Origin of the sequence: Paenibacillus gorillae (assembly GCF_000513275.1) — a bacterium.
GTDB classification, from domain to species: domain Bacteria; phylum Bacillota; class Bacilli; order Paenibacillales; family Paenibacillaceae; genus Pristimantibacillus; species Pristimantibacillus gorillae.
Window position 1 is genome coordinate 33,587 of the sequence record NZ_CBVJ010000145.1, and the last position, 20,901, is coordinate 54,487.

Consider the following 20,901-nt stretch of genomic DNA (forward strand, 5'->3'; position numbering starts at 1 on the left):
CAGGTCGTCCTGAAGATCGCAGCACGGGATCGGAAGGGCGGCTTATTTATTTGTGGTTTACTTATAATGTAAAAAGTGATATCATGATCATATCAAAATAATATAAGGGGCTGGTTCTATGAAGGAAAAACAAGCATGGCATGTTAACGGGTTTCTGGCGCTGCTCATTGCATTGGCGTCAATTGCTGGCGGGATAGCACTCATTGTAGCCGGTTCGACATCAACGGAAACGAATGCAGTCTTCATTGTGTTAGGGATTGTTCTTGGTGCTGTATTTGTTGTAGCGGTGTCGTCGCTGACGATCGTGCAGCCGAATGACTCCAAGGTCATTACGTTTTTCGGTTCGTATGTAGGGACCGTCTCAAGAAGCGGAATGTGGATGGTGCTGCCGTTCACGAACAAGAGCACGGTTTCGTTAAAGGTGCGCAACTTCAATAGCCAGACGCTGAAGGTTAATGATGCGGAGGGCAACCCTATCGAAATCGGAGCAGTTGTCGTTTTCAAAGTAACGGACTCGGCTAAAGCAAGCTTTGATGTCGATAATTATGAGAAATTTGTTGCGATTCAAAGCGAAACGGCGGTTCGGCATACAGCGGCTCAATACGCCTATGATACGTTCGAGAACGAAGATGCGTTGTCATTAAGAGGCAATGCGGATGAAGTGGCGAATGAGCTGATGAAGGAGCTGCAGACACGTTTGTCCGTGGCGGGTGTGAAAGTGATAGAGACGAGACTGACGCACCTGGCTTATGCCCCGGAAATTGCAAGTGCAATGCTCCAGCGGCAGCAGGCAATTGCAATCGTGTCCGCTAGGCAAAAGATTGTTGAAGGCGCGGTTGGTATGGTGGACTCTGCTTTGAAGCAATTAATCGAGAATGGGATCGAGCTTGATGCGGAGAGGCGTGCGGCGATGGTGAACAATTTGATGGTAGCCATCGTTTCGGACCGCGCGGCAACGCCGGTCATCAATACTGGATCTCTTTATACCTAAAGGAGACTCCTGATGGGGAAAGAAAAGAAAGCTTTCGCGCTGCGCCTTGATCCTGATATTCACCGTGCGCTGGAGCAATGGGCAAATGACGAATTCCGCAGCGTCAACGGCCATATCGAGTTTTTGCTCAGGGAAGTGCTCGGGAAAGCGGGAAGGCTGCCGAAGCCTTCCTCCAGCAAACCGCAATCACAAGAAGAATAAAGGGATGGCCGATTGTTCCGATACGGGAATGATTCGGCCATTTTTTATTTATGTTATATAATCTAACATTAATATTGACAAATCCATACGCTCCCTACTATACTACGATTAAACGTTAGGTTTTCTGACAATTAAATAAAGGTTCTGTCCTTCTAATTGATGAGGATGAGAGCGAAAATGCTGTCTAGGGTTCCGTTGAGGCTTTGCATATGCAGAGAATCAAGTCTGGTCCAAGAGACGGCGTACAGTCTGATCGGGCTGTATAACACGGAAGGATAAAAGCCTGGGAGATTACATTCTCTCAGGCTTTTGTTTATTTTAGAGCCCGGAGGGCAGCACGATTGGCTGTTCGGAGCGAAATAGACAAGGAGTGGGGAGAATGGAAAAGTTGACGATGAAGAGACTGTGCAGCCTGTTGCTTGTGATCGCGATGTTCACCATTGCAGGCTGCGGAGGCGGCTCTAAAGCTTCTGGAGGAGCGGGAAGTCCGGTTACAATTGCGCTCAGTCCTTGGCCCGGCTGGTATATGTGGTATTTGGCGGAGGAAAAGGGCTTTTTCGAAAAGCACGGGGTTCAAGTTAAGCTGGAGTTTTTCCCTGTCTACAGTGACTCGCTTCAAGCTCTCGCGACGGGCAAGGTTGACGCTAACAGCCAGACACTTAGCGATACGCTAGCTCCGATCTCCAAAGGAATCCCGCTCAAAGCAGTGCTTGTGAATGATAATTCTTTTGGCGGCGATGCGATTGTCAGCAAAGCGAACATCAACTCCATTGCGGAATTGAAAGGTAAAACCGTTGCGACCGAGCTGGGGACGGTAGATCATCTGCTGCTGCTCACTGCTCTCGCGGAGAATAGCATGAAAGAAACGGATATTAATTACGTCAATATGACTGTCAACGACGCGGGTCCTGCTTTTATATCCGGCAAAACCGATGCATCGGTGCTGTGGGAGCCTTTCCAGACGATTGCGGTGAAGGAAGGGAAGGGCAAGGTATTGTTCTCATCGAAGGATACGCCGGGGCTTATTCCTGACTTGCTCGTATTCCGGGAGAAGATGGTAAAGGAAAGGCCGGAAGAGATCCAGAAAATCGTAGATGCCTGGTTCGATGCGGTCGCTTACTTCCAGGAAAATCAGGAGGAGGCCATCTCCTTGCTTGCGGGGAAGGCGGAGACGTCTCCCGAAGATTTCAAGCTTGGTATGGACAGTATCAAGCTGTTCTCGGTAGAGGATAATCTTCATGCGTTTGAGAAGCGGGATGAATATACGTCGCTTGAATATACGGCAGGAAAAACGGCGGCTTTCTTGAAGGGGCTCGATATGGTCGATGAGATTAAAGACGTAAGCGTCATGTTCGACTCGCAATTCGTTAAAAATACGGCAGCAAGGAAGTGATGCGAGATGAAACCGGTCAACAGACGCAAGCCGTATCGTATGCAAATCTTCAAAGAAATAGGAGCAAAGCCATTTGCCCTGACAGCAGGAGCTTCCTTCCTAGCCCTGCTGTTGATCTGGTCGGTGCTTAGTTATATGAAGCTCGTCAATCCGGTTTTTCTGCCGGAGCCGCATCAAGTGCTAATGGAATTGTTCAGGCAGCTTGGTACGGAGGCCTACTGGCATCATATCGGCATTAGCGTGTTCCGCGTCTCGGCCGGCTTCCTGCTTGCTTGCATCGTCGGCATTCCGATCGGCCTGTTTGCCGGGACGTTCAAATACGGCGAAGCTGTGGTGGAACCGCCTATGGAGTTCATCCGTTACATGCCGGCGGTTGCTTTCATTCCGCTCATTATGGTGTGGGCGGGTATCGGTGAATGGGCGAAAATATTGCTCATCTTCATCGGCTGCTTTTTCCAGCTCGTTCTGATGGTTGCCGACAACACGCGCCGGGTGTCGCATGACCTGCTGCAAGCCTCCTTCACGCTGGGAGCAAGCCGCTGGAAGGCCATTGAGACGGTGTTGATCCCGGCCATGCAGCCGCAATTAATGCATACGCTTCGTCTCATTCTCGGCTGGGCATGGACGTATCTGGTAGTGGCTGAGCTTGTGGCCGTCAACAGCGGTTTGGGGTATGCGATTATGAAGGCACAGCGATTTTTGAATACGGATCAAATCTTTGTCGGCATCATCGTTATTGGTTTGCTTGGTCTCATAAGTGATCGGATATTCGCCTTCATGAACAAGCGGTTTTTCCCTTGGGCCTAGCGGCTGATTGAACAGTTAAATAAAGGTTCCCGGTTAAGCAGCAAATGGGGACGAAAAAAGTTGTCTAGGGTTCCGCTGATGGGATGCGTGTAGTCATTCTAACAGGGCTGGACCGAGAGACGGCGTATGGCGCTTCGCCATATAACACGGAAGGATAAAAGCCTGGGAGAACAGCTCCTTGGCTTTTTCTATTTTAAACAAGCGGGAGGAACGCGGCATGATGTGGAGCAAAACGATAGAAGCGGGCGGCAAGTGGTCGGGAAGTATCGGCAAAGGGAGGCTGGTTCGCTTTACGGCTCAAGAGGCCGGGGCGAACTTATCAATTCTGTTGTTCAATGCGAGAGATTTGACAGAGCGTTACAACATGCCGGATACGTTGAAGGCGCAATATACAGCGCGTTTGACGCGGGGGCATACACTAATGAGCGACAACGGCCGTGTTCTGGCCAGTATTGTGGAGGATAGCCTGGGCTGGCATGATCCGATAGCCGGTTACATGAGCCGGTCGCTGACGGATCACAAATACGGGCTGACAAATTACCAGCAGCAGCGCAATGATTGGCTGAGGAGCGGTCAGGAAAATTTCGCAGTTGAGCTGGTGCGCAGCGGACTGGGGGTGCGGGATATGATGCCTGTCGTCAATTTGTTTGCCAAAGTCAGCTGTGATAATGAAGGCGACATGCATTATGACGAGCTTCATTGTCCGGCGGGGGCGACGGTCACGCTCCGCACGGAGATGGATGTGCTGCTGCTTCTGTCGAACACGCCGAATCCGCTGGATTCCCGCGTCGTCTATCCTTCTGTTCCTGTGCTGCTCGAAGTGTCGGAAGCGGCCGCGGTTGATCGGGACAGCGACTATTGTGTCCATTATCGCCCTGAGAACGTAAGGGCGTTCGAAAATACTTGGGAGTACCAGCTGCTGCTCGGCATTTAGCGGGAAACGATCATTTTACGAGGGAGGAAGTTTGCGATGACGGTATTTAATCGGGTAGAAAGCGTGAGAGATGAGGCAGATGCAGTCTATGAGGCAACGGTACTGGCGGGGGACGGCTGGATGTATGACCTGAAGCCAGGACAGGTGCTGCGGATCGTGGATATGGAAGGCAATCAAGCGGCGGACACGATATTTTACGCTGCGGATGATCCGGAGGATCACTATAGTGCCGTGGCGACAATAGCCGGGCAAAAAAATATTTATTTGACGGCGGGGTCCGTCTTGCTTGCTGAGTCGGGAAAGGCGCTTCTTCGGATTGTTGCTGATACCTGCGGCCGTCATGATACGGTGGGCGGTTCTTGCTCGGCTCAGAGCAACACCGTCCGCTACGCCCATGAGAAGCTTCATATGCATAACTGCCGGGATACGTTTATGCTGCAGCTGGCGAAGCGGGGCGGGTCGTATTCGAAGCGTGATCTGGCGCCAAACATCAATTTCTTCATGAATGTCCCGGTAACGAGCAATGGCGGTTTAAAGTTTGACGACGGTGTATCGTCGCCAGGGGCGTACGTGGAGCTTGAATCGCTTGGCCGAACGACAGTCTTGATCAGCAATTGCCCGCAATTGAACAATCCTTGTAATGGCTATAATCCGACGCCGATTCGCGTCTTGATCTGGGAGAATTGAAACGGACGCTCGCTAAGGGGGAATACATGATGTTTACAAAAGTGCTAATTGCTAACCGCGGTGCTATCGCTGTACGTATAGAGCGGACGCTGCGCCGGCTCGGCATCCGGTCCGTTGCTGTCTATACACAAGCGGATCAAGACAGTCGGCATGTCGATGAGGCGGATGAAGCGGTGTTGATTGGTGATGGCCCGGCTAAGGAAAGTTATTTGAATGCGGAGCTCATCCTCAAGACGGCTATGGAGACCGGGGCGCAGGCGATCCATCCTGGCTATGGATTTTTAAGTGAAAATGCAGATTTTGCGCGAGCCTGCCGTGAGCAAGGCATTGTGTTCATCGGTCCGACGCCGGAGCAGATGGAGCAGTTCGGGCTGAAGCATTCCGCGCGGGAGCTGGCGGAAAAGGCGGGAGTCCCGATGCTGCCGGGTACACCGCTCATTACGGAACTTGCGGAAGCTTTGAGTGAGGCCGATCGAATCGGCTACCCGGTCATCTTGAAAAGTACTGCTGGCGGCGGCGGTATTGGGATGAGAGTGTGCGACGATGAGGGAGCGCTGATCGCCGCTTATGACGGCGTGCGTCATCTGGCCGAAACGAATTTCAAAAACGGCGGCTTGTTTTTGGAGAAATATATCGCCAGAGCCCGTCATGTCGAGGTGCAAATTTTCGGCAATGAATTCGGTGAGGTCGTTGCGCTTGGAGAGCGCGACTGCTCCATCCAGCGCCGCAATCAGAAGGTAGTTGAGGAAAGTCCGGCGCCGAATCTGCCGGAAGCCGTGCGTGCCGGTCTGCTTGCTTCCGCTACTCGGCTTGCTGCTGAAGTAGGCTACCGCAGCGCCGGGACGGTGGAATATCTATATGATCCGGAGAGCTGCGCCTTCTATTTCCTCGAAGTGAATACAAGGCTGCAAGTGGAGCACGGTGTGACGGAGGAAGTGCTGGGCATCGACCTTGTCGAGTGGATGGTTCGCGAAGCTGCGGGAGAATTGCGGGGGCTGGAGACTTTGGTTCCCGAACCCCAAGGACATAGCATACAAGCTCGAATCTATGCCGAGGATTGCTTGCAGAACTTCCGTCCGAGCGCCGGTCAGCTGGACCGGGCGGTATTTTCCGAGAATGCCCGTAATGAGAGCTGGGTGAGGGATGGCATTCAAATTACGACGCTTTACGATCCGATGCTGGCGAAAATCATCGTACACGGCAAGGATCGCGAAGAGGCTATCGCGAAGCTCCTAGCCGCGCTGGGTGAAACCAGGATGTTCGGCATTACAACCAATCTGCAATATTTGCAGGCGCTGCTTCAGGAGGCAGAATGCCGAGACGGTCTGGTCTACACGCGAATGCTGGAGGGGTTTGCTCCGGCTGAGGCTGCGCTTGAGGTGCTGGACGGAGGGATCCAGACGACGGTACAGGATTTTCCTGGACGGGTTGGACACTGGGATGTAGGGGTGCCGCCATGCGGACCGATGGACCCGTACTCATTCCGGATTGGCAACAAGCTGCTTGGCAATGCCGACGATGCGGCAGGTCTCGAACTGACGCTGCGCGGCGGCGCTTATAAGTTTCGCGACGATATTTGGTTTTGTCTCACTGGCGCGGATATGGGGGCAGAGCTGGATGGGGAGCCTGTTCCGCTCCACCGGCCGTTGCGCGCTGATCGTGGTCAGGTGCTTCGCTTCGGTGAGACTTCTGCTGGGCTGCGGACGTACTTGCTGCTCGCAGGAGGGTTGGATATGCCCCGCATATTGGGCAGTTCTGCAACCTTTACGTTAGGCGGCTTTGGTGGCCACGGCGGACGGGCGCTTCGCGCGGGCGACGTGCTGCGGGTGAATGGCGGTCATCAGCCGCCGCCATGGAGCGGGTATATCGATGAAGCATTTCTTCCAGCTGTTGTCCGGGAGTGGACGATTGGCGTTATTCCGGGTCCGCATTGCACGGAGGAGTTTTTGCGGGCGGAGTATTTGACGCAGCTTACCGAGACGATATGGGAGGTGCATTTCAACAGCTCCCGGACCGGCGTGCGATTAATTGGACCGGCTCCGCTGTGGACCCGAGAGGATGGAGGTGAAGCGGGGCTTCATCCTTCTAATATTCATGACAATGCGTATGCAATTGGGACGCTGGATCTGACCGGCGATATGCCGATTTTGCTCGGTCCGGACGGGCCAAGTCTTGGCGGTTTCGTCTGTCCGGTAACGACAGCCTCCGCGGAGTTCTGGAAGCTGGGCCAATTGCATCCCGGCGACAAAGTGAGCTTCCGTCTGCTGACGCTGGAGGAGGCAGATGCGCTGCGTGAGGCTCAAGAAGCAAATCTGCAAGCGATTGGTCGTGGAGATGTGCAGGCACTTGCTGAATTAAGCTTGCCGCCCAAGCCGGATCGTTTGTTGGCGCCATCTTACCCGCTGTTAGTGAGCGAATCTGTGGGGCGGCGTTTTCCAATTACGATTCGCTGCAGCGGCGATGAGAATCTGCTCGTGGAATATGGCGCGTTGGAGCTTGATCTGCTGCTGCGTTTCCAAGTGCATGTCTTAATGGATGCCATTCGCGACTGTGCGGACCTTCCTGTGCTGGATTTGACGCCGGGCATCCGCTCGCTGCAAGTGCATGTGGATCGCTCGCGAATAACGGTGGGCGAGGCCTGCCGTCTTATTCTTGAACTCGATCGTAAGCTTCCGCCGCTGGAGTCAATCCAAGTGCCTTCGCGAATCGTCCGGCTCCCGCTCTCGTGGGATGATCCGGCTACTCAGCAAGCGATTGACCGCTATCAGCAGACGGTACGGTCCGATGCGCCTTGGTGTCCGAGCAACATCGAGTTTATCCGCCGAATTAACGGGCTGGGCAGTATCGATGAGGTGCAGAGCATTGTGTATGACGCAAGTTATCTGGTACTGGGACTTGGTGACGTTTATCTGGGCGCGCCTGTGGCAACACCGATGGATCCGCGTCATCGTCTCGTAACGACGAAGTACAATCCGGCCCGCACCTGGACGCCGGAGAATGCGGTTGGCATAGGCGGCGCCTACATGTGCGTGTATGGGATGGAAGGGCCTGGCGGCTATCAATTTGTCGGCCGGACAATCCAGATGTGGAACAAGCTCCGTACGACGGAAAGCTTTCAGCCAGGTAAGCCTTGGCTGCTCCGGTTCTTCGATCAGATTCAGTTTTTCCCGGTAAGCGCCGACGAGCTGCTTCGTCTTCGCGAAGATTTTCCGCGCGGCCGCTATGAAGCTGAGATCGTAGAGACGACTTTTGATTTGGGAGAGTATCTGGCTTTCTTAGAAGAGATCGGGGACAGTGTGGAGCAATTCCGCGTGAAGCAGCGTGCGGCTTTTACTGCGGAAAGAGAGAGCTGGAAGGCGCTTGGTCTGGCTGAATATGTGTCGGAAAGCGATTCGGGACAATTGGATGAGGAAGAGACGCTTCCACCCGGAACGGAAGCGGTGCGCTGCAATATGCCGGGAAGTGTATGGAAGGTGCTTGTCTCGCCGGGTGAAGCGGTTAAGAAAGGTGACACGCTGCTTATTATTGAGAGTATGAAGATGGAATTCTCGCAGCAGGCTTCCTGTGATGGCGTTGTGGCTTCCGTCTTCGTCAAGCCGGGCGATGAAGTGCATACGGGGCAGCTAATCGTCGGCATTACGACAGAAATTGGGGTGGTGGCAGGATGACGGTTTTGAATATGCCAATCGTTTTATCTATCGGATGGTTGAAGGAACAGTATGCAGCAGGGCATCTTTCGCCAGAAGTTGTGATTGCTAGTATTGTGGAACGAGCTAAGGCCGACGACGCTAAAAATATATGGATCACCCCGCCGTCTTACGAGCACATCCAGCTGTATTTGGACCGGTTGGCTAGTCTAGCTCCCGCTGATGCACCGCTTTGGGGTATTCCATTCGCGGTTAAGGACAATATGGATGTGGCTGGCCTGCCCACTACGGCGGGCTGTGCCGAGTATGCCTATATACCTGCCCATCATGCGGCTGTCGTGGAGCGGCTGGTAGAAGCGGGGGCTATACCGGTTGGCAAAACGAATCTTGATCAATTCGCGACGGGGCTTGTCGGAACGAGAAGTCCGTATGGGGAAACGGTTAACTCCCTTCGTCCTGAATTGATTAGCGGCGGTTCGAGCTCGGGCTCGGCGGTAGCAGTTGCACTTGGTCATGCGGCATTTTCTCTAGGTACGGATACGGCAGGCTCCGGCCGCGTGCCGGCTGCGTTGAATGGCTTAATTGGCTTCAAGCCCAGCCTTGGCGCTTGGCCAGTCAAAGGGGTAGTTCCGGCTTGTGAAAGCTTGGATTGCGTGACTGTATTCGCCCATAGCCTGGAGGATGTGCTTGCGGTGGATCAAGTGGCACGCGGCGCCCACCCCTCCGATCCTTGGTCGCGCAGTCTGCCTCAACCGGCTGCCAAGTTGCCTTCAAAGCTTTATTTGCCGAAGAATCGGCCTAGTTTTTACGGTCCATTCGCAGATGTGTACGGCAAAGCTTGGGATGCGGAGGTTGCGCGGTTCGTTAGGCTGGAGGAGCGGGGCCGGCTCGGCATGATAATCGAGTATATTGATGATGCGCTGTTCTCAGAGGCTGCGGCGATTTTATACGATGGGCCATGGATTGCAGAGCGGTGGGCAGAAATGGAGGGCTTCGTCGAGGCGAGTCCGTCAGGAACGGTGTTTCCGGTGACGGAGCAGGTGCTGCGCTCGGGTGGTTCTGATGCTATGACGGCTGCTGCTACCTTCCGGGTGATGCACAAGCTGGCGGGCTTCAAGCTGGAGGTGCGCCAATTGTTGGCGGATGCCGTGCTGGTGATGCCAACGTGCGGAGGCACGTGGACGCGTGAAGAGGTGCGTCTGAACCCCGTTGCGACTAACAGCGCGATGGGGCTGTATACGAATCATTGCAATCTGCTCGATCTATGTGCTGTTGCTATTCCGGCAGGCGAAGCGGAAGCGGACTTGCCGTTCGGCATTACGATGTTTGCCTTGGCGGAGAACGAAGGTTTAATCGTTGGGGCGGCAGCGCGTGCTATGGAAGTAGAGGTGCCTGTGCATGTTGAGGGTGCTGATTCGGTTGTTGTAGATCGTGAACTTGGTCTGCCGGGCGGGGAAATGGCGACTACGCTTATTGCTGTATGTGGCCTTCACATGCGAGGTTTTCCGTTGGAGAAGCAGATGCTTGGCTGTGAAGGGGTTTATATTCGTACTGCGAGATCGGCTGCTAAGTATAAGTTGTTCACGCTGCCAACGGTGCCTGTGAAACCGGGGATGATCAAGGTGGAAGGCGGGGGAGCTTCAATTGAAGTGGAATTATGGGAAATGCCGCTCAACAGATTTGGCGAGTTTGTGGCATCCATTCCAGCACCGCTCGGTATCGGCAAGATAGAGCTTGAGGACGGATCGGTAGTGCCGGGCTTTATATGTGAAGGGTACGCTGCTCAAGGAGCGGAGGATATTACGGCTGCTGGCGGTTGGCGTTACGTGTGAAAGTGTGGGGTAATCTTCTATGATAAGAGTTAATTTTGATTCATATGTAAGAATACCTAACATTAATATTGACGAAGCGGCGGGTCTGCTTTAATCTAAGGATAAAGAAGGTTAACTTAGCTGACAGGAATAATAAAATAAAGGTTGCCGGTGATTGATGAATCGGGAACAGCAAAGTTGTCTAGGGTTCCGTTGAGCTGAGCTGCTCAAGTCTGGTCCGAGAGATGACGTATAGCAGGCGATCACCCGCAAGCGGAGGCCCTTCTATATACACGGAAGGATAAAAGCCTGGGAGATCACTTTCTCCCGGGTTTTTTGCTATTCGAATAATGCAACTCTACGACGAGGATGGGGGCATGAACCATGCAGGCAGCCAAGAAGCTTGATGTGAATACAGGTACAGCTGTACAAATGGGGGAAGTAAAGCTTGCAGACACCGTGGCTGAACGGGGCAGAATTGAGATTTCAGGGATTCAAAAAGTGTATGAGACGAAGAAATCCCGGTTCGAGGCGCTTCGAGACATTCAATTGACGATTGATTCTAATGAATTTCTGACGATTCTGGGTCCTTCAGGCTGCGGCAAATCGACGCTGCTTCGTATGGTGGCTGGTCTCGATGAGCCAACCGAAGGGGAATTGATGCTCGATGGCGAACCGATTATCGGTCCATGTGCCGACAGGGGCATGGTTTTTCAAGGGTATACGCTCTTTCCATGGCTGACCGTAAGAGAGAACATCGAATATGGCCCGAAACTGAAGGGTATTCCCACGCTGGAGCGCAGAAAAATATCCAATGAGTGGCTGAGAACGATTCGGCTGGAGTCATTCGATAAAGCATTTCCGAAGCAGCTATCGGGCGGGATGAAGCAGCGGGTAGCGATTGCAAGAGCGCTGGCCAACAAGCCGAAGGTGCTGCTGATGGATGAGCCGTTTGGCGCGCTTGATGCGCAGACGAAGCTGGAGATGCAGGAGATGCTGCTGGAAGTTTGGGAAAAGGAGCGGACGACGGTGCTGTTCATCACCCATGATATTGATGAAGCGATTTTTCTGTCGCAGCGCATCGTTGTAATGGGCGCGGGACCGGGCCGGATATTGAAGGAATTCAAGGTGCAGCTGCCGGATCGGCTTGCGCCGGATGTGCGAGAGACTCCGGAGTTTCTCGGACTAAAGCGTGAATTGGCCGGGTTGCTGAAGCATGATTGAGGAGGAGGGGAAGTATGGAAGCTAATGGAACGAAATTGGAATCAATCAATGAATTGGAAAACATTAATGAAACGTCATCTGGTTTCAATACGACTGAGACTGCTTTACTCCCCGTCCCGCCATCCCGCGGGTGGCGTCCGGTTTTGCTTAAAGTGTTAGGCATTACTGCCAGAATACTGCTCGCCAGACATCCTGCCGCTCTTTCCAGAGAGGCAGGATGTTTTTGGTATGAACAAGCTGATAAACGCGATTAAAAAATGCGATCACTTCATAAAAGACATGTAAGCTCTGCAGATTTTCGGGGAATGCTGGAAGAACGGCCGGTTTGGAAGCGAGACTGCAAGTTGCGCAACTGCTGCCATGGAATTGTGTATAAGAAAATGGGAGCCGATGAATACTATGGTCAGATTCACAACGAATTCGTTATCGAACTCGCTCGATCTCGAGGACAGCCCGCATCGCCTGATGTTCAAATAAGCTGTTCATCGCCCGAACGTATCCGTTAGCCGTACGCTAAATATTTTTACCGCAAGGGGCAGGCAAGTCATTAAAGGCTTGTATCTAGCCGGAATATCCAGTCGACTCAAAATCCTCTAGGAAAGTGGGGCAACATGAAATGAAAGCAACTGGAATTGTACGTCGCATCGATGATCTCGGGCGTGTGGTGATTCCGAAGGAGATTCGCCGCACATTGCGTATCCGTGAAGGCGATCCACTCGAGATCTTCGTAGACCGCGACGGTGAAGTTATACTCAAGAAATATTCCCCAATCGGCGAGCTTGGCGACTTTGCGAAGGAATATGCCGAGTCTTTATTTGAAAGCACGAACCATGTCACGCTTATTACCGATCGCGATACGGTTATCGCCGTTGCAGGAGCTTCCAAGAAAGAGCTGCTGGACAAGCAGATCGGCTCGCTCTTGGAGACTTGTATGGAAAACCGCAAGACGGCCGAAGGCGCGGCAGGCACCTATGAAATCGTTAAGGACGTGCAAGATGCTTACTCCGCTTATGTGGCTGCGCCAATCGTGGCTGGCGGAGATCCAATCGGCACAGTAGTGCTGCTGAGCAAAGACGATAGTGTGAAAATGTCTCAGATGGAGACGAAGATGGCCGAGACGGCTGCAGGCTTTTTAGCGAAACAAATGGAACAATAAGTTGAAGAGAATGGACGAAGACTTGGCTTTCGGTGCGCGGCGATGCGGCATATCGGGAGCCGGGTCTTTTTTTTGCATAGCTAAATCCGGCTGGAGATTTATTTATGGCTTGTCCAGCTGTTCCCGATATGTGCGGGGAGGGCTTCCGATCGTTTTTTTGAACATTTTGCTGAACAGGAATGGATCAGTGTACCCGACAGACCGGGCAATGTCACTGACCGTAAGATCGGGGTTAGCGAGCAGCTCTATGGCGCGGTTCATCCGGAATTGCAGCAAAAATAATTGCAGCGACAGTCCGTATTGCTGTTTGAAGAGACCCGACAAATAAGTCGAATCCAGGCCGACAGCTTGTGCGATGTCTTGCACAGTCGTTTTTTGGCTATAGTTGTTTTCGATAAAGGTAATGGCTTGGCCCATATACACTTCTTTCGAATTTGCCCGCTTGGGCTCATGGGAGCGGGATCCCGAGCATTCAACAAGCTCTGCTATATACCGGTATAGGAGGCTTTGTTCTAATATATCGTTTGATTCACGCTGGTAAGCATCCATCAGAAGACGATGAGCCTCCTCGAACCAGTTGGTCTCCGCATCGTTTCTGTTATTGGCGTGGAAAATCGGTTGCGACACGCTTAGTCCTGCACGCTGCATGAAAGCTCTGGCGTGGAGGCCGTCGAATCCGATCCAGCTATAGCTCCACGGGTCAGTATCGTCGGCCGTGTAATGAACGAGTGTCCCTGGAATAATTAGAAAACCGGACCCTGCGGAGAGCTTATAGGTTTCTCCCCCTGTGGAGAATTGCCCTTTGCCGCTGTGAACGTAGTGGATAATGTATAGGTCCCTCAGACCGGGTCCCCAGCTATGAAGGGGTTGGCAATGCTCTTCTCCGAAGAAGCGCAGGCGCAGCTCCATTTGCCGCTGGGGAGGCTCTTTTTTCTGATAAATTTCCATTGCCGGGACCCCTTTCGAATAATCAATATTATGACATGGATTATTATAGTATTATGCGTGAAATCACGCAATGAAAAGGAATTATGACAGGTAATTCGGGATTTAACCCATGTTCGCGAATGCCTCTCCGCCTTATAGTTAAGGTATTAAATTCAACGATAAGACGGAGGCGAATGAAATGTCCAAAATTACGTTTCTAGGCGCAGGCAGCACGATTTTTGTTAAAAACGTTCTCGGTGACGTTATGCTGACGGAAGCGCTTCAAGGCTTCGAGCTGGCATTATTCGATATCAACGACAACCGGCTGCGCGAGTCGGAGCAATTGCTTCTTAATATGAAGGAATCGATTGGCAGCACTTGTGTCATCAAAGCCTACACGAACCGTAAAGAGGCACTGCGTGGTGCAAAATATGTCGTTAACGCCATTCAAGTAGGCGGCTACGATCCTTGTACCATTACGGATTTTGAAATTCCGAAAAAATACGGCTTGCGTCAGACAATTGCTGACACCGTTGGCATTGGCGGCATTTTCCGCAATTTGCGCACGATTCCGGTTGTGCTTGATTTTGCTAAAGATATTCAAGAAGTATGCCCGGATGCGCTGTTCATGAACTACACGAATCCAATGGCTGTATTGACTAATGTGTTGACTACACATGGCGGCTTGAATACAGTTGGTCTTTGCCACAGCGTGCAAGGCTGCGTACCGCATCTATTTGAGCACTTGGGTATGGATACTGCGGGTGTGAAGACGAAAATCGCCGGCATCAACCATATGGCTTGGCTGCTGGAAGCCACGAAGGACGGCGTCGACCTGTATCCGGAAATGAAGCGCCGTGCTGCTGAATTGCAGAAGGAGAAGCATCATGACATGGTGCGTTTCGAGCTGATGCAGAAGTTTGGCTACTACGTGACAGAATCTTCCGAGCATAATGCCGAATACCACCCATACTTCATTAAGCGTAACTATCCGGAGCTTGTGGACCGGTTCAACATTCCGCTCGACGAATACCCGCGCCGCTGTATCGAGCAGATCAAGGGCTGGGAAGCACAGCGTGATGCAATGCTTGCCGACAAGAAAGTTGAACACAAGCGTAGTGAAGAGTATGCTTCGCACATTATGGAAGCCATGGAGACGGACATTCCGTACAAAATCGGAGGCAACGTCATGAATACAGGGCTCATTACCAATCTTCCTAAAGAAGCATGCGTTGAAGTGCCGTGTCTGGTGGACCGCTCCGGCATCCAGCCGACTTTTATCGGCGATTTGCCGCCACAGCTTGCTGCGCTTAACCGCACGAACATTAACACGCAGCTGTTGACCATCGAAGCCGCTATAACGGGCAAAAAAGAACATATCTACCACGCGGCGATGTTCGATCCGCATACTGCGGCTGAATTGTCGCTCGACGATATCGTATCGCTCTGCGACGATTTGATCGAAGCACATGGCAATTGGCTGCCATCCTTTAAGTAACATGATTTTCTCAGGCTGCTCTGGGCGGGACAAGCACGCCAGGCAAAGGCTTTTCCTTGCGTGTGATCCGCCGCTCGGTTGGGTCAACTCTCGCTAACCTACTGCGTAACCTTATGTTACCTTTGTGTGGAGTTAGGGTTCATTAGCGAAGCGGGTGCGCTATTTCCCTGAAGGGTAGGCACTTGTCCTCGGTTGGAGTTGATTAGCGAAGCAGGTTCGCAAAAGAACGAACCAATTTTCGCTAATAGCCTCGCTGAGGGGATGTAGAACGAGATAACGAATCATTTTTCGCAAAACATGAACCTAGGTTCTCGAGTAGCGAAGAAAGGTTCGTTATAACTGAATGTGCTGGTGCCTCACGTGGTCTTGAGCGAACTTCCCTTCGTTATTTTGCGAAGGAGGTTCGCTTTTTTGGGTTTGGCGCTGCTGTCTGGCCCTATTTAGTTTAGAGAGCGGTCTTGGGGCATCATGTTGAGCGTAATAGGTCTGTTACAAGCAAATGGAGAAGCCGATTTGTTAAATATAGGGCCTTTTTTTCTGTTTCCCTGACGTATGGGCACTTGTGCTCGGTTCGTACTGATTAGTGAAGCAGGTTCGCAAAAGAACGAACCAATTTTCGCTAATCAGCCTAGCTGAGGGGATGTAGAACGAAATAGCGAACCTTTCTTCGCAACTCATGAACCTAGGTTCTCGAGTAGCGAAGAAAGGTTCGTTATAACTGAATGTGCTGGTGCCTCACGTGGTCTTGAGCGAACTTCCCTTCGTTATTTTGCGAAGGAGATTCGCTTTTTTTGGTTTGGTGCTGCTGCCTGGCCCTATTTAGTTTAGAGAGCGGTCGTGGTGCATCATGTTGAGCGTAATAGGTCTGTTTCTTTGGGTTTGGTGCTGCTGTGAGGCCTTTTTTGGTTTAGAGAGCGGTCGTGGGGCATCATGTTGAGCGTAATGGGTCTGTTTTTTTTGGGTTTGGCGCTGCTGCCAGGCCTTATTTGGTTTAGATAGCGGCTGATGGGCATCACGTTGAGCGTAATGGTTCAATTATCGGTTTAGGAAGTTGCGCGTTTTAGTTAGTTTGAGTAGGGAGGCTAGATGAGGATGGCCGGTTAGCAGCAAAAGTCCGCACGACTTGCTCTGCCGCCTGCTCCAGCAGCTCGGCCGTGCGCGACATGGCCTCCTCCAGCGACATGGGACCATTGACGATACTATGGGCGCTCACAATACCTGCATCGTACAGCGGCTCGATGCCTGAGCCGACCGATCCCGCCAGAGCGATGGCCGGGATGCCGAGCCGCTTCGCTTCCAGCGCCACCCCCATAGGCGCTTTTCCAGCGGCGGTCTGGCCGTCCATCCGGCCTTCGCCGACCAATACAAGCGCAGCACCATCCAACTGGCGGCGAAGGCCCGTATAGTCCATGATGACGTCGATGCCGCGTCGTACTGCTGCGGGGAAGAAGGCGAGGAAGGCGCCGCCTAGACCGCCGGCCGCTCCCGCGCCGGGAAGCTCGTGCAAGCTGACGCCGGTTTTCCCGGCGATCAGATCGGCCCAGGCGGTCATGCCCTCCTCGAGTTGTTGAACCATGGCCGGATCGGCTCCTTTTTGCGGGCCGAATACTTGCGATGCGCCGTTTGGACCGACAAACGGACTGCCAACGTCAGTTGCGATAATGAAGCGGGATTCAGCAATTCGCGAATCGAATTCGCTGTCATCGATGGCAGCGATATCGATTAATGAGCCGCCCCCGATTCCCTCGGCGATGGGTTTACCCTCATGGCCCAACAGCTTCATGCCCAGTGCTTGCAGCATGCCTGCGCCGCCGTCATTCGTCGCGCTGCCGCCAAGCGCCAATACGAATTGACGGCATCCTGCATCTAGTGCATGGCGAAGCAGTTGCCCTGTGCCGTAAGTGGATGCGAGCAACGGATTACGGTCATGAAGGGGAACGAGCATCAAGCCGGACGCTTCAGCCATCTCAACTACGGCAATGCCACTGCGATTTGCAACATGCCCAGTCATTTCCGCTGCTACAGGCTGCTCGTCGTCCACGCCCCAGCCCTCACCTAGACGTGCCTGTGCATCCTCACCCAAATCATCTTCCCCGCAAGAAGCTAAACTTCCATTATGGTTCCCGACTGCTCCTAGGCTTCTGTTTGCATTCTCACCCAAGTCACCTTCCCCGTAAGCAACTAAGCTCCCACCGTAGTTCTCGCCCGTGTCTGGGTTTCTATGTGCGTCCTCACCCGAGTCCTGTTTTCTGCTTTCATCCTGGCTCTCATACTCCGCCCTTCCCAGCAGTCCGTAAGTGGCGTGCACGGGCTTGCCCATGGGGCCGGTCACCTCGGCCTCCACCCGCTGCCCGCCGGTAGCCGCTAGCAGGCAGCTAAGCGTGCCTTCGCCGCCGTCGGCGACGGGCACTTCTATGACGTCAGCCTGCGGCAAGGCGCGCCGCACGCCGCGGGCGATGGCGGCCGCAGCTTCGACGGCGGACAGGCTGCCTTTGAAGGAGTCGGGTGCAGCTATTATTTTCATCCGGAACACCGCCTTTTCTCGCAATTTTGTTTGCATTATGGTATTCTCAGTATTCCAAATTTAGAGTTGGGCCGCAAGCAATGGTATACTACCTGTAGCGTAATTTTGCCATCAGGCAAGGAGGAGTATGACATTGACACATTCGATTACAGTCGTCGGCCTCGGTTCCGGCGATTCCGATCAATTGACATTAGGCGTATGGCGCCGGCTGCAGTCTGCTGAGCGTCTGTATGTACGCACAGAGCATCATCCGGTAATGGCACTGCTGCGGGAGGAGAATCTTGCATTCACTTCCTTCGACGGTGTGTATGAACAGCATGCTACGTTCCCAGAGGTGTATGAAGCGATTGCTCAACAGCTGATCGACGAAGCAAGCACTGGCGAATCGGTGCTATACGCCGTTCCCGGCCATCCGATGGTGGCTGAACGTACAGTTCAGCTGCTCCGCGAGCGTTGTCTGCAAGCTGGCATAACGCTTGAGATCCTCGGCGGCGAGAGCTTTCTGGATCAAGCTTTTGTCCGGCTGGGCTTCGATCCGATCGAAGGCTTCGCCTTGCTTGATGCAGCCGAGCTGCAAGCTTCTCAGCTTCAGCCGCGCGTTCATACGCTCATTGGCCAGGTTTATGATGCTTTCACCGCCTCCGATGTGAAGCTCGCACTGATGGAGCGTTACCCTGACGATTTCGAAGTCGTGGTGGGTCACGCGCTGGGTGTGGCGGGGGAAGAAACAATCGTCAAGGTTCCACTCTATGAATTGGACCGGACCGAAGGCTTCGGCAATCTGTCGCTGATCTGGGTGCCGCGCACGGAGCAAGCTGCCGTGCTCAACCGCTCCTTCGACCGGCTGCATGAGATTGTTGCGATTCTTCGCAGTCCGGAGGGCTGTCCTTGGGATCGCGAGCAAACGCATCAATCGATCCGCAAAAACTTCATCGAGGAGCTTTACGAAGCGCTCGAAGCTATTGATAACGACGATCCTGACGGTATGCGCGAGGAGTTTGGCGACGTCGTTCTGCAAGTGATGCTGCACAGCCAGATGGAGGAGGAGAATGGAGCGTTCTCCGTCTATGACGTTATAGAGTCATTGAACGAAAAGCTTATTTTCCGCCACCCGCATGTATTCGGTGACCGGGATGCCAATGATGCTGATGAGGCGCTAGGCAACTGGGAGCAGATGAAGGCGGAGGAGAAGAAGCGCAACGGCTCGGATCAGAGCCGCAAGTCTCAGCTTGACGGCATACCTGCGGATTTGCCCGCGCTTATGAAAGCCTACGCGCTGCAGAAGAAGGCGGCGAAGGTCGGGTTTGACTGGGACGAGCTTGGTCCGGTGCTTAGCAAAGTCGAAGAAGAGCTGGCGGAGCTGCGCGAAGCGGTTGGCACAGGCGATGCGGAGGAGCAGGCAGGAGAGCTTGGCGATCTGCTTTTTGCCGTGGTGAATGCTTCACGTTTCATCAAGGCCGACCCGGAGGAGGCACTTTCCCGCACGAATGCGAAGTTCAAGAAACGATTCTCGTATATTGAGGAGCAGCTTCGTATAAACGGTAAAAGTTTTGACCAGACTGATCTAACAGAAATGGATCGCTGGTGGGAAGAGGCGAAGCGACAATAGCAGCCGCTATTCGTCAACAATCGAAGTTTTCCGCTACGATTCGGTAAAAAATTTTTAATAACAGCAGGATTTCTTGCAGCCGAGCAGAATATGTATTCTTCGTATAAAGGATTTAACAGTAAAAATTACCACTCAGATAATAGACGGCCTAGCCTATGCCGACCGCCGATACTGAACTGAGGGCAATTTCAAATTAGGAGGATTTTAATAATGAACAAAACAGACCTGATCAACAACATTGCAACAAAAAGCGGTTTAACTAAACGTGACGTAGAAGCCGTTCTTAACGGTTTCCTGGGCGAAGTAACTGACGCTCTTGCCGGTGGAGATAAAGTACAACTGATCGGCTTCGGTACTTTCGAAACTCGCAAACGTTCCGGCCGCGTGGGCCGCAACCCGCAAACGGGTAAAGAAATCACGATTCCAGAATCCAAAGTTCCTGCATTCAAAGCAGGCAACAAACTCAAGGACGCTATTAAGTAGTTCATGAGATTGGATAAATTTCTCAAAGTGTCCCGGTTGATCAAGCGTCGTACTGTCGCAAAGGATGTGTCCGAGCAAGGGCGCGTCTGGATCAACGGCCGCGAAGCGAAAGCGAGCAGCACCGTTAAGGTCGGGGACGAGCTCACAATTCAGTACGGTCAGAAGAACGTAACCGTTCGTGTAGAACGGATAGCGGATACGACCCGTAAGGATGAAGCCGGTGAGCTTTACACGCTAGTGAGAGAAGAGCAGCGCCCGCGCGAGAACGATCTCGGCTGGTAGCTGGAAGGGCTGTTCCGCAAGCTTAGGCTTGCCGGACAGCTTTTTTGCTTTTTAGAGGGCATGGTTGAGCATCTAGCGAAGAATAATGAAGAGGGGCATAAGGAGGGAATTGGAATGGCATTGACTAGAATGGGCTGGATTCGGCACGGAAGCACGGCGTGGAATAAAGAAGGACGGGCGCAAGGGCAGTCAGACATACCTCTTGATGCAGAGGGTGTGCAGCAGGCGGAACGTCTGGCTGAGCGGCTCAGCGGCGAGAAGTGGGATGTGATCTACTCCAGCGACTTGATGCGGGCGCGCGCAACGGCGGAGGCTGTAGCGAGGAGGCTGCAGCTGGGCGAAGTGAGGCTCGACGAAAGACTGCGTGAAGCGAACGGCGGACAAACCGAAGGGACGACGGAGGCAGAACGAGTCGTGAAGTGGGGCGCCAATTGGCGAGAGCTGGAGCTGGACCGGGAGACAAGAGAATCGCTGCTGGAGAGGGCAACTGCGGTGCTGGATGAAATCACAGAACGCCACCCGGGGCAAAACGTGCTTGTCGTCAGTCACGGCGCTCTGATCGGCCGGGCGATGGAGACGTGGATTCCAGAAGCCTATACCGGCGAGTCGCTCGTCAATACATCCATAACGACAATCTGCAGGAATGACGGGGACGAAGCAGGCTGGGCTTGCGAGCTGTTCAATTGCTCCAGACACTTGGACTAGACGAGGCTATACCAGCAAAAAT

The 20,901-nt window shown here is 53.0% G+C and carries 18 protein-coding genes and 3 riboswitches; of the genes, 16 read left to right on the plus strand and 2 right to left on the minus strand.

Translation table 11 applies throughout. The features are described from left to right. Positions 1-118 precede the first annotated feature (118 nt). The 11 genes from TY10_RS27655 to spoVT all read left to right on the plus strand — a co-directional run bounded on the left by TY10_RS27655 (position 119) and on the right by spoVT (position 12,851). Positions 119-991 (plus strand): SPFH domain-containing protein, encoded by an 873-nt coding sequence (locus TY10_RS27655; protein ID WP_042171236.1) that lies wholly within the window; start codon positions 119-121, stop codon positions 989-991. 12 nt (positions 992-1,003) lie between these two features. Then, a complete protein-coding gene (locus TY10_RS27660) occupies positions 1,004-1,192 on the plus strand; it encodes a type II toxin-antitoxin system antitoxin (RefSeq protein ID WP_042171238.1) in 189 nt (62 codons plus the stop codon). Between the two features lie 173 nt (positions 1,193-1,365). Then, a riboswitch (guanidine-I (ykkC/yxkD leader) is annotated at positions 1,366-1,484 on the plus strand. Positions 1,485-1,571: 87 nt separating this feature from the next. Next, entirely contained in the window at positions 1,572-2,585 is a 1,014-nt protein-coding gene (locus tag TY10_RS27665; protein ID WP_042171241.1) for an ABC transporter substrate-binding protein, read from the plus strand. Between the two features lie 6 nt (positions 2,586-2,591). Then, on the plus strand, positions 2,592-3,392 hold the full coding sequence (locus tag TY10_RS27670; RefSeq protein WP_042171243.1) for an ABC transporter permease: 801 nt from the start codon (positions 2,592-2,594) through the stop codon (positions 3,390-3,392). 53 nt (positions 3,393-3,445) lie between these two features. Then, positions 3,446-3,563: riboswitch (guanidine-I (ykkC/yxkD leader) on the plus strand. A 46-nt stretch (positions 3,564-3,609) separates the two neighbouring features. Further along, a complete protein-coding gene (locus tag TY10_RS27675) occupies positions 3,610-4,326 on the plus strand; it encodes an urea amidolyase associated protein UAAP1 (RefSeq protein ID WP_042171246.1) in 717 nt (238 codons plus the stop codon). A gap of 36 nt (positions 4,327-4,362) precedes the next feature. Then, positions 4,363-5,013, plus strand: coding sequence for an urea amidolyase associated protein UAAP2 (locus tag TY10_RS27680; protein WP_042171248.1), 651 nt, complete (start codon positions 4,363-4,365; stop codon positions 5,011-5,013). Between the two features lie 29 nt (positions 5,014-5,042). Beyond that, on the plus strand, positions 5,043-8,681 hold the full coding sequence (gene uca / locus TY10_RS27685) for an urea carboxylase (protein ID WP_042171250.1): 3,639 nt from the start codon (positions 5,043-5,045) through the stop codon (positions 8,679-8,681). After that, on the plus strand, positions 8,678-10,492 hold the full coding sequence (atzF, locus tag TY10_RS27690) for an allophanate hydrolase (protein ID WP_042171253.1): 1,815 nt from the start codon (positions 8,678-8,680) through the stop codon (positions 10,490-10,492). The genes uca and atzF overlap by 4 nt, the downstream gene beginning before the upstream one ends. Positions 10,493-10,662: 170 nt before the next feature. Then, a riboswitch (guanidine-I (ykkC/yxkD leader) is annotated at positions 10,663-10,789 on the plus strand. 114 nt (positions 10,790-10,903) lie between these two features. After that, positions 10,904-11,695 carry an ABC transporter ATP-binding protein gene (locus TY10_RS27695; RefSeq protein ID WP_042171307.1) on the plus strand — a complete coding sequence of 264 codons (792 nt, stop codon included), beginning with the start codon at positions 10,904-10,906 and terminating at the stop codon, positions 11,693-11,695. A gap of 14 nt (positions 11,696-11,709) precedes the next feature. Beyond that, entirely contained in the window at positions 11,710-11,949 is a 240-nt protein-coding gene (locus TY10_RS27700) for a hypothetical protein (RefSeq protein WP_042171255.1), read from the plus strand. A 362-nt stretch (positions 11,950-12,311) separates the two neighbouring features. Beyond that, the gene (gene spoVT, locus TY10_RS27705) at positions 12,312-12,851 is read left to right on the plus strand and encodes a stage V sporulation protein T (RefSeq protein ID WP_042171258.1); all 540 of its coding nucleotides are present in this window, start codon (positions 12,312-12,314) and stop codon (positions 12,849-12,851) included. 102 nt (positions 12,852-12,953) lie between these two features. On the opposite strand, the gene TY10_RS27710 is transcribed toward spoVT, so the two are convergent. Beyond that, a complete protein-coding gene (locus TY10_RS27710) occupies positions 12,954-13,799 on the minus strand; it encodes an AraC family transcriptional regulator (RefSeq protein WP_042171260.1) in 846 nt (281 codons plus the stop codon). Between the two features lie 178 nt (positions 13,800-13,977). On the opposite strand from TY10_RS27710, the gene melA reads away from it, so the two are divergent. After that, positions 13,978-15,276, plus strand: a complete 1,299-nt coding sequence (gene melA, locus TY10_RS27715) for an alpha-glucosidase/alpha-galactosidase (protein ID WP_042171262.1) — start codon at positions 13,978-13,980, stop codon at positions 15,274-15,276. Between the two features lie 1,060 nt (positions 15,277-16,336). Here the strand turns inward: melA and TY10_RS29295 are convergent. Beyond that, on the minus strand, positions 16,337-17,800 hold the full coding sequence (locus TY10_RS29295) for a glycerate kinase (RefSeq protein WP_052350813.1): 1,464 nt from the start codon (positions 17,798-17,800) through the stop codon (positions 16,337-16,339). A gap of 133 nt (positions 17,801-17,933) precedes the next feature. Between TY10_RS29295 and yabN the strand changes: the two genes are divergently transcribed. The 4 genes from yabN (at position 17,934) to TY10_RS27740 (ending at position 20,879) form a co-directional block, all read left to right on the plus strand. After that, positions 17,934-19,409, plus strand: coding sequence for a bifunctional methyltransferase/pyrophosphohydrolase YabN (gene yabN, locus TY10_RS27725; protein ID WP_042171266.1), 1,476 nt, complete (start codon positions 17,934-17,936; stop codon positions 19,407-19,409). Between the two features lie 210 nt (positions 19,410-19,619). Further along, on the plus strand, positions 19,620-19,892 hold the full coding sequence (locus TY10_RS27730) for an HU family DNA-binding protein (protein WP_042171268.1): 273 nt from the start codon (positions 19,620-19,622) through the stop codon (positions 19,890-19,892). A gap of 3 nt (positions 19,893-19,895) precedes the next feature. Beyond that, positions 19,896-20,174 carry an RNA-binding S4 domain-containing protein gene (locus TY10_RS27735; RefSeq protein WP_042171271.1) on the plus strand — a complete coding sequence of 93 codons (279 nt, stop codon included), beginning with the start codon at positions 19,896-19,898 and terminating at the stop codon, positions 20,172-20,174. Between the two features lie 120 nt (positions 20,175-20,294). Beyond that, a complete protein-coding gene (locus TY10_RS27740) occupies positions 20,295-20,879 on the plus strand; it encodes a histidine phosphatase family protein (RefSeq protein ID WP_042171311.1) in 585 nt (194 codons plus the stop codon). Positions 20,880-20,901: the final 22 nt, after the last annotated feature.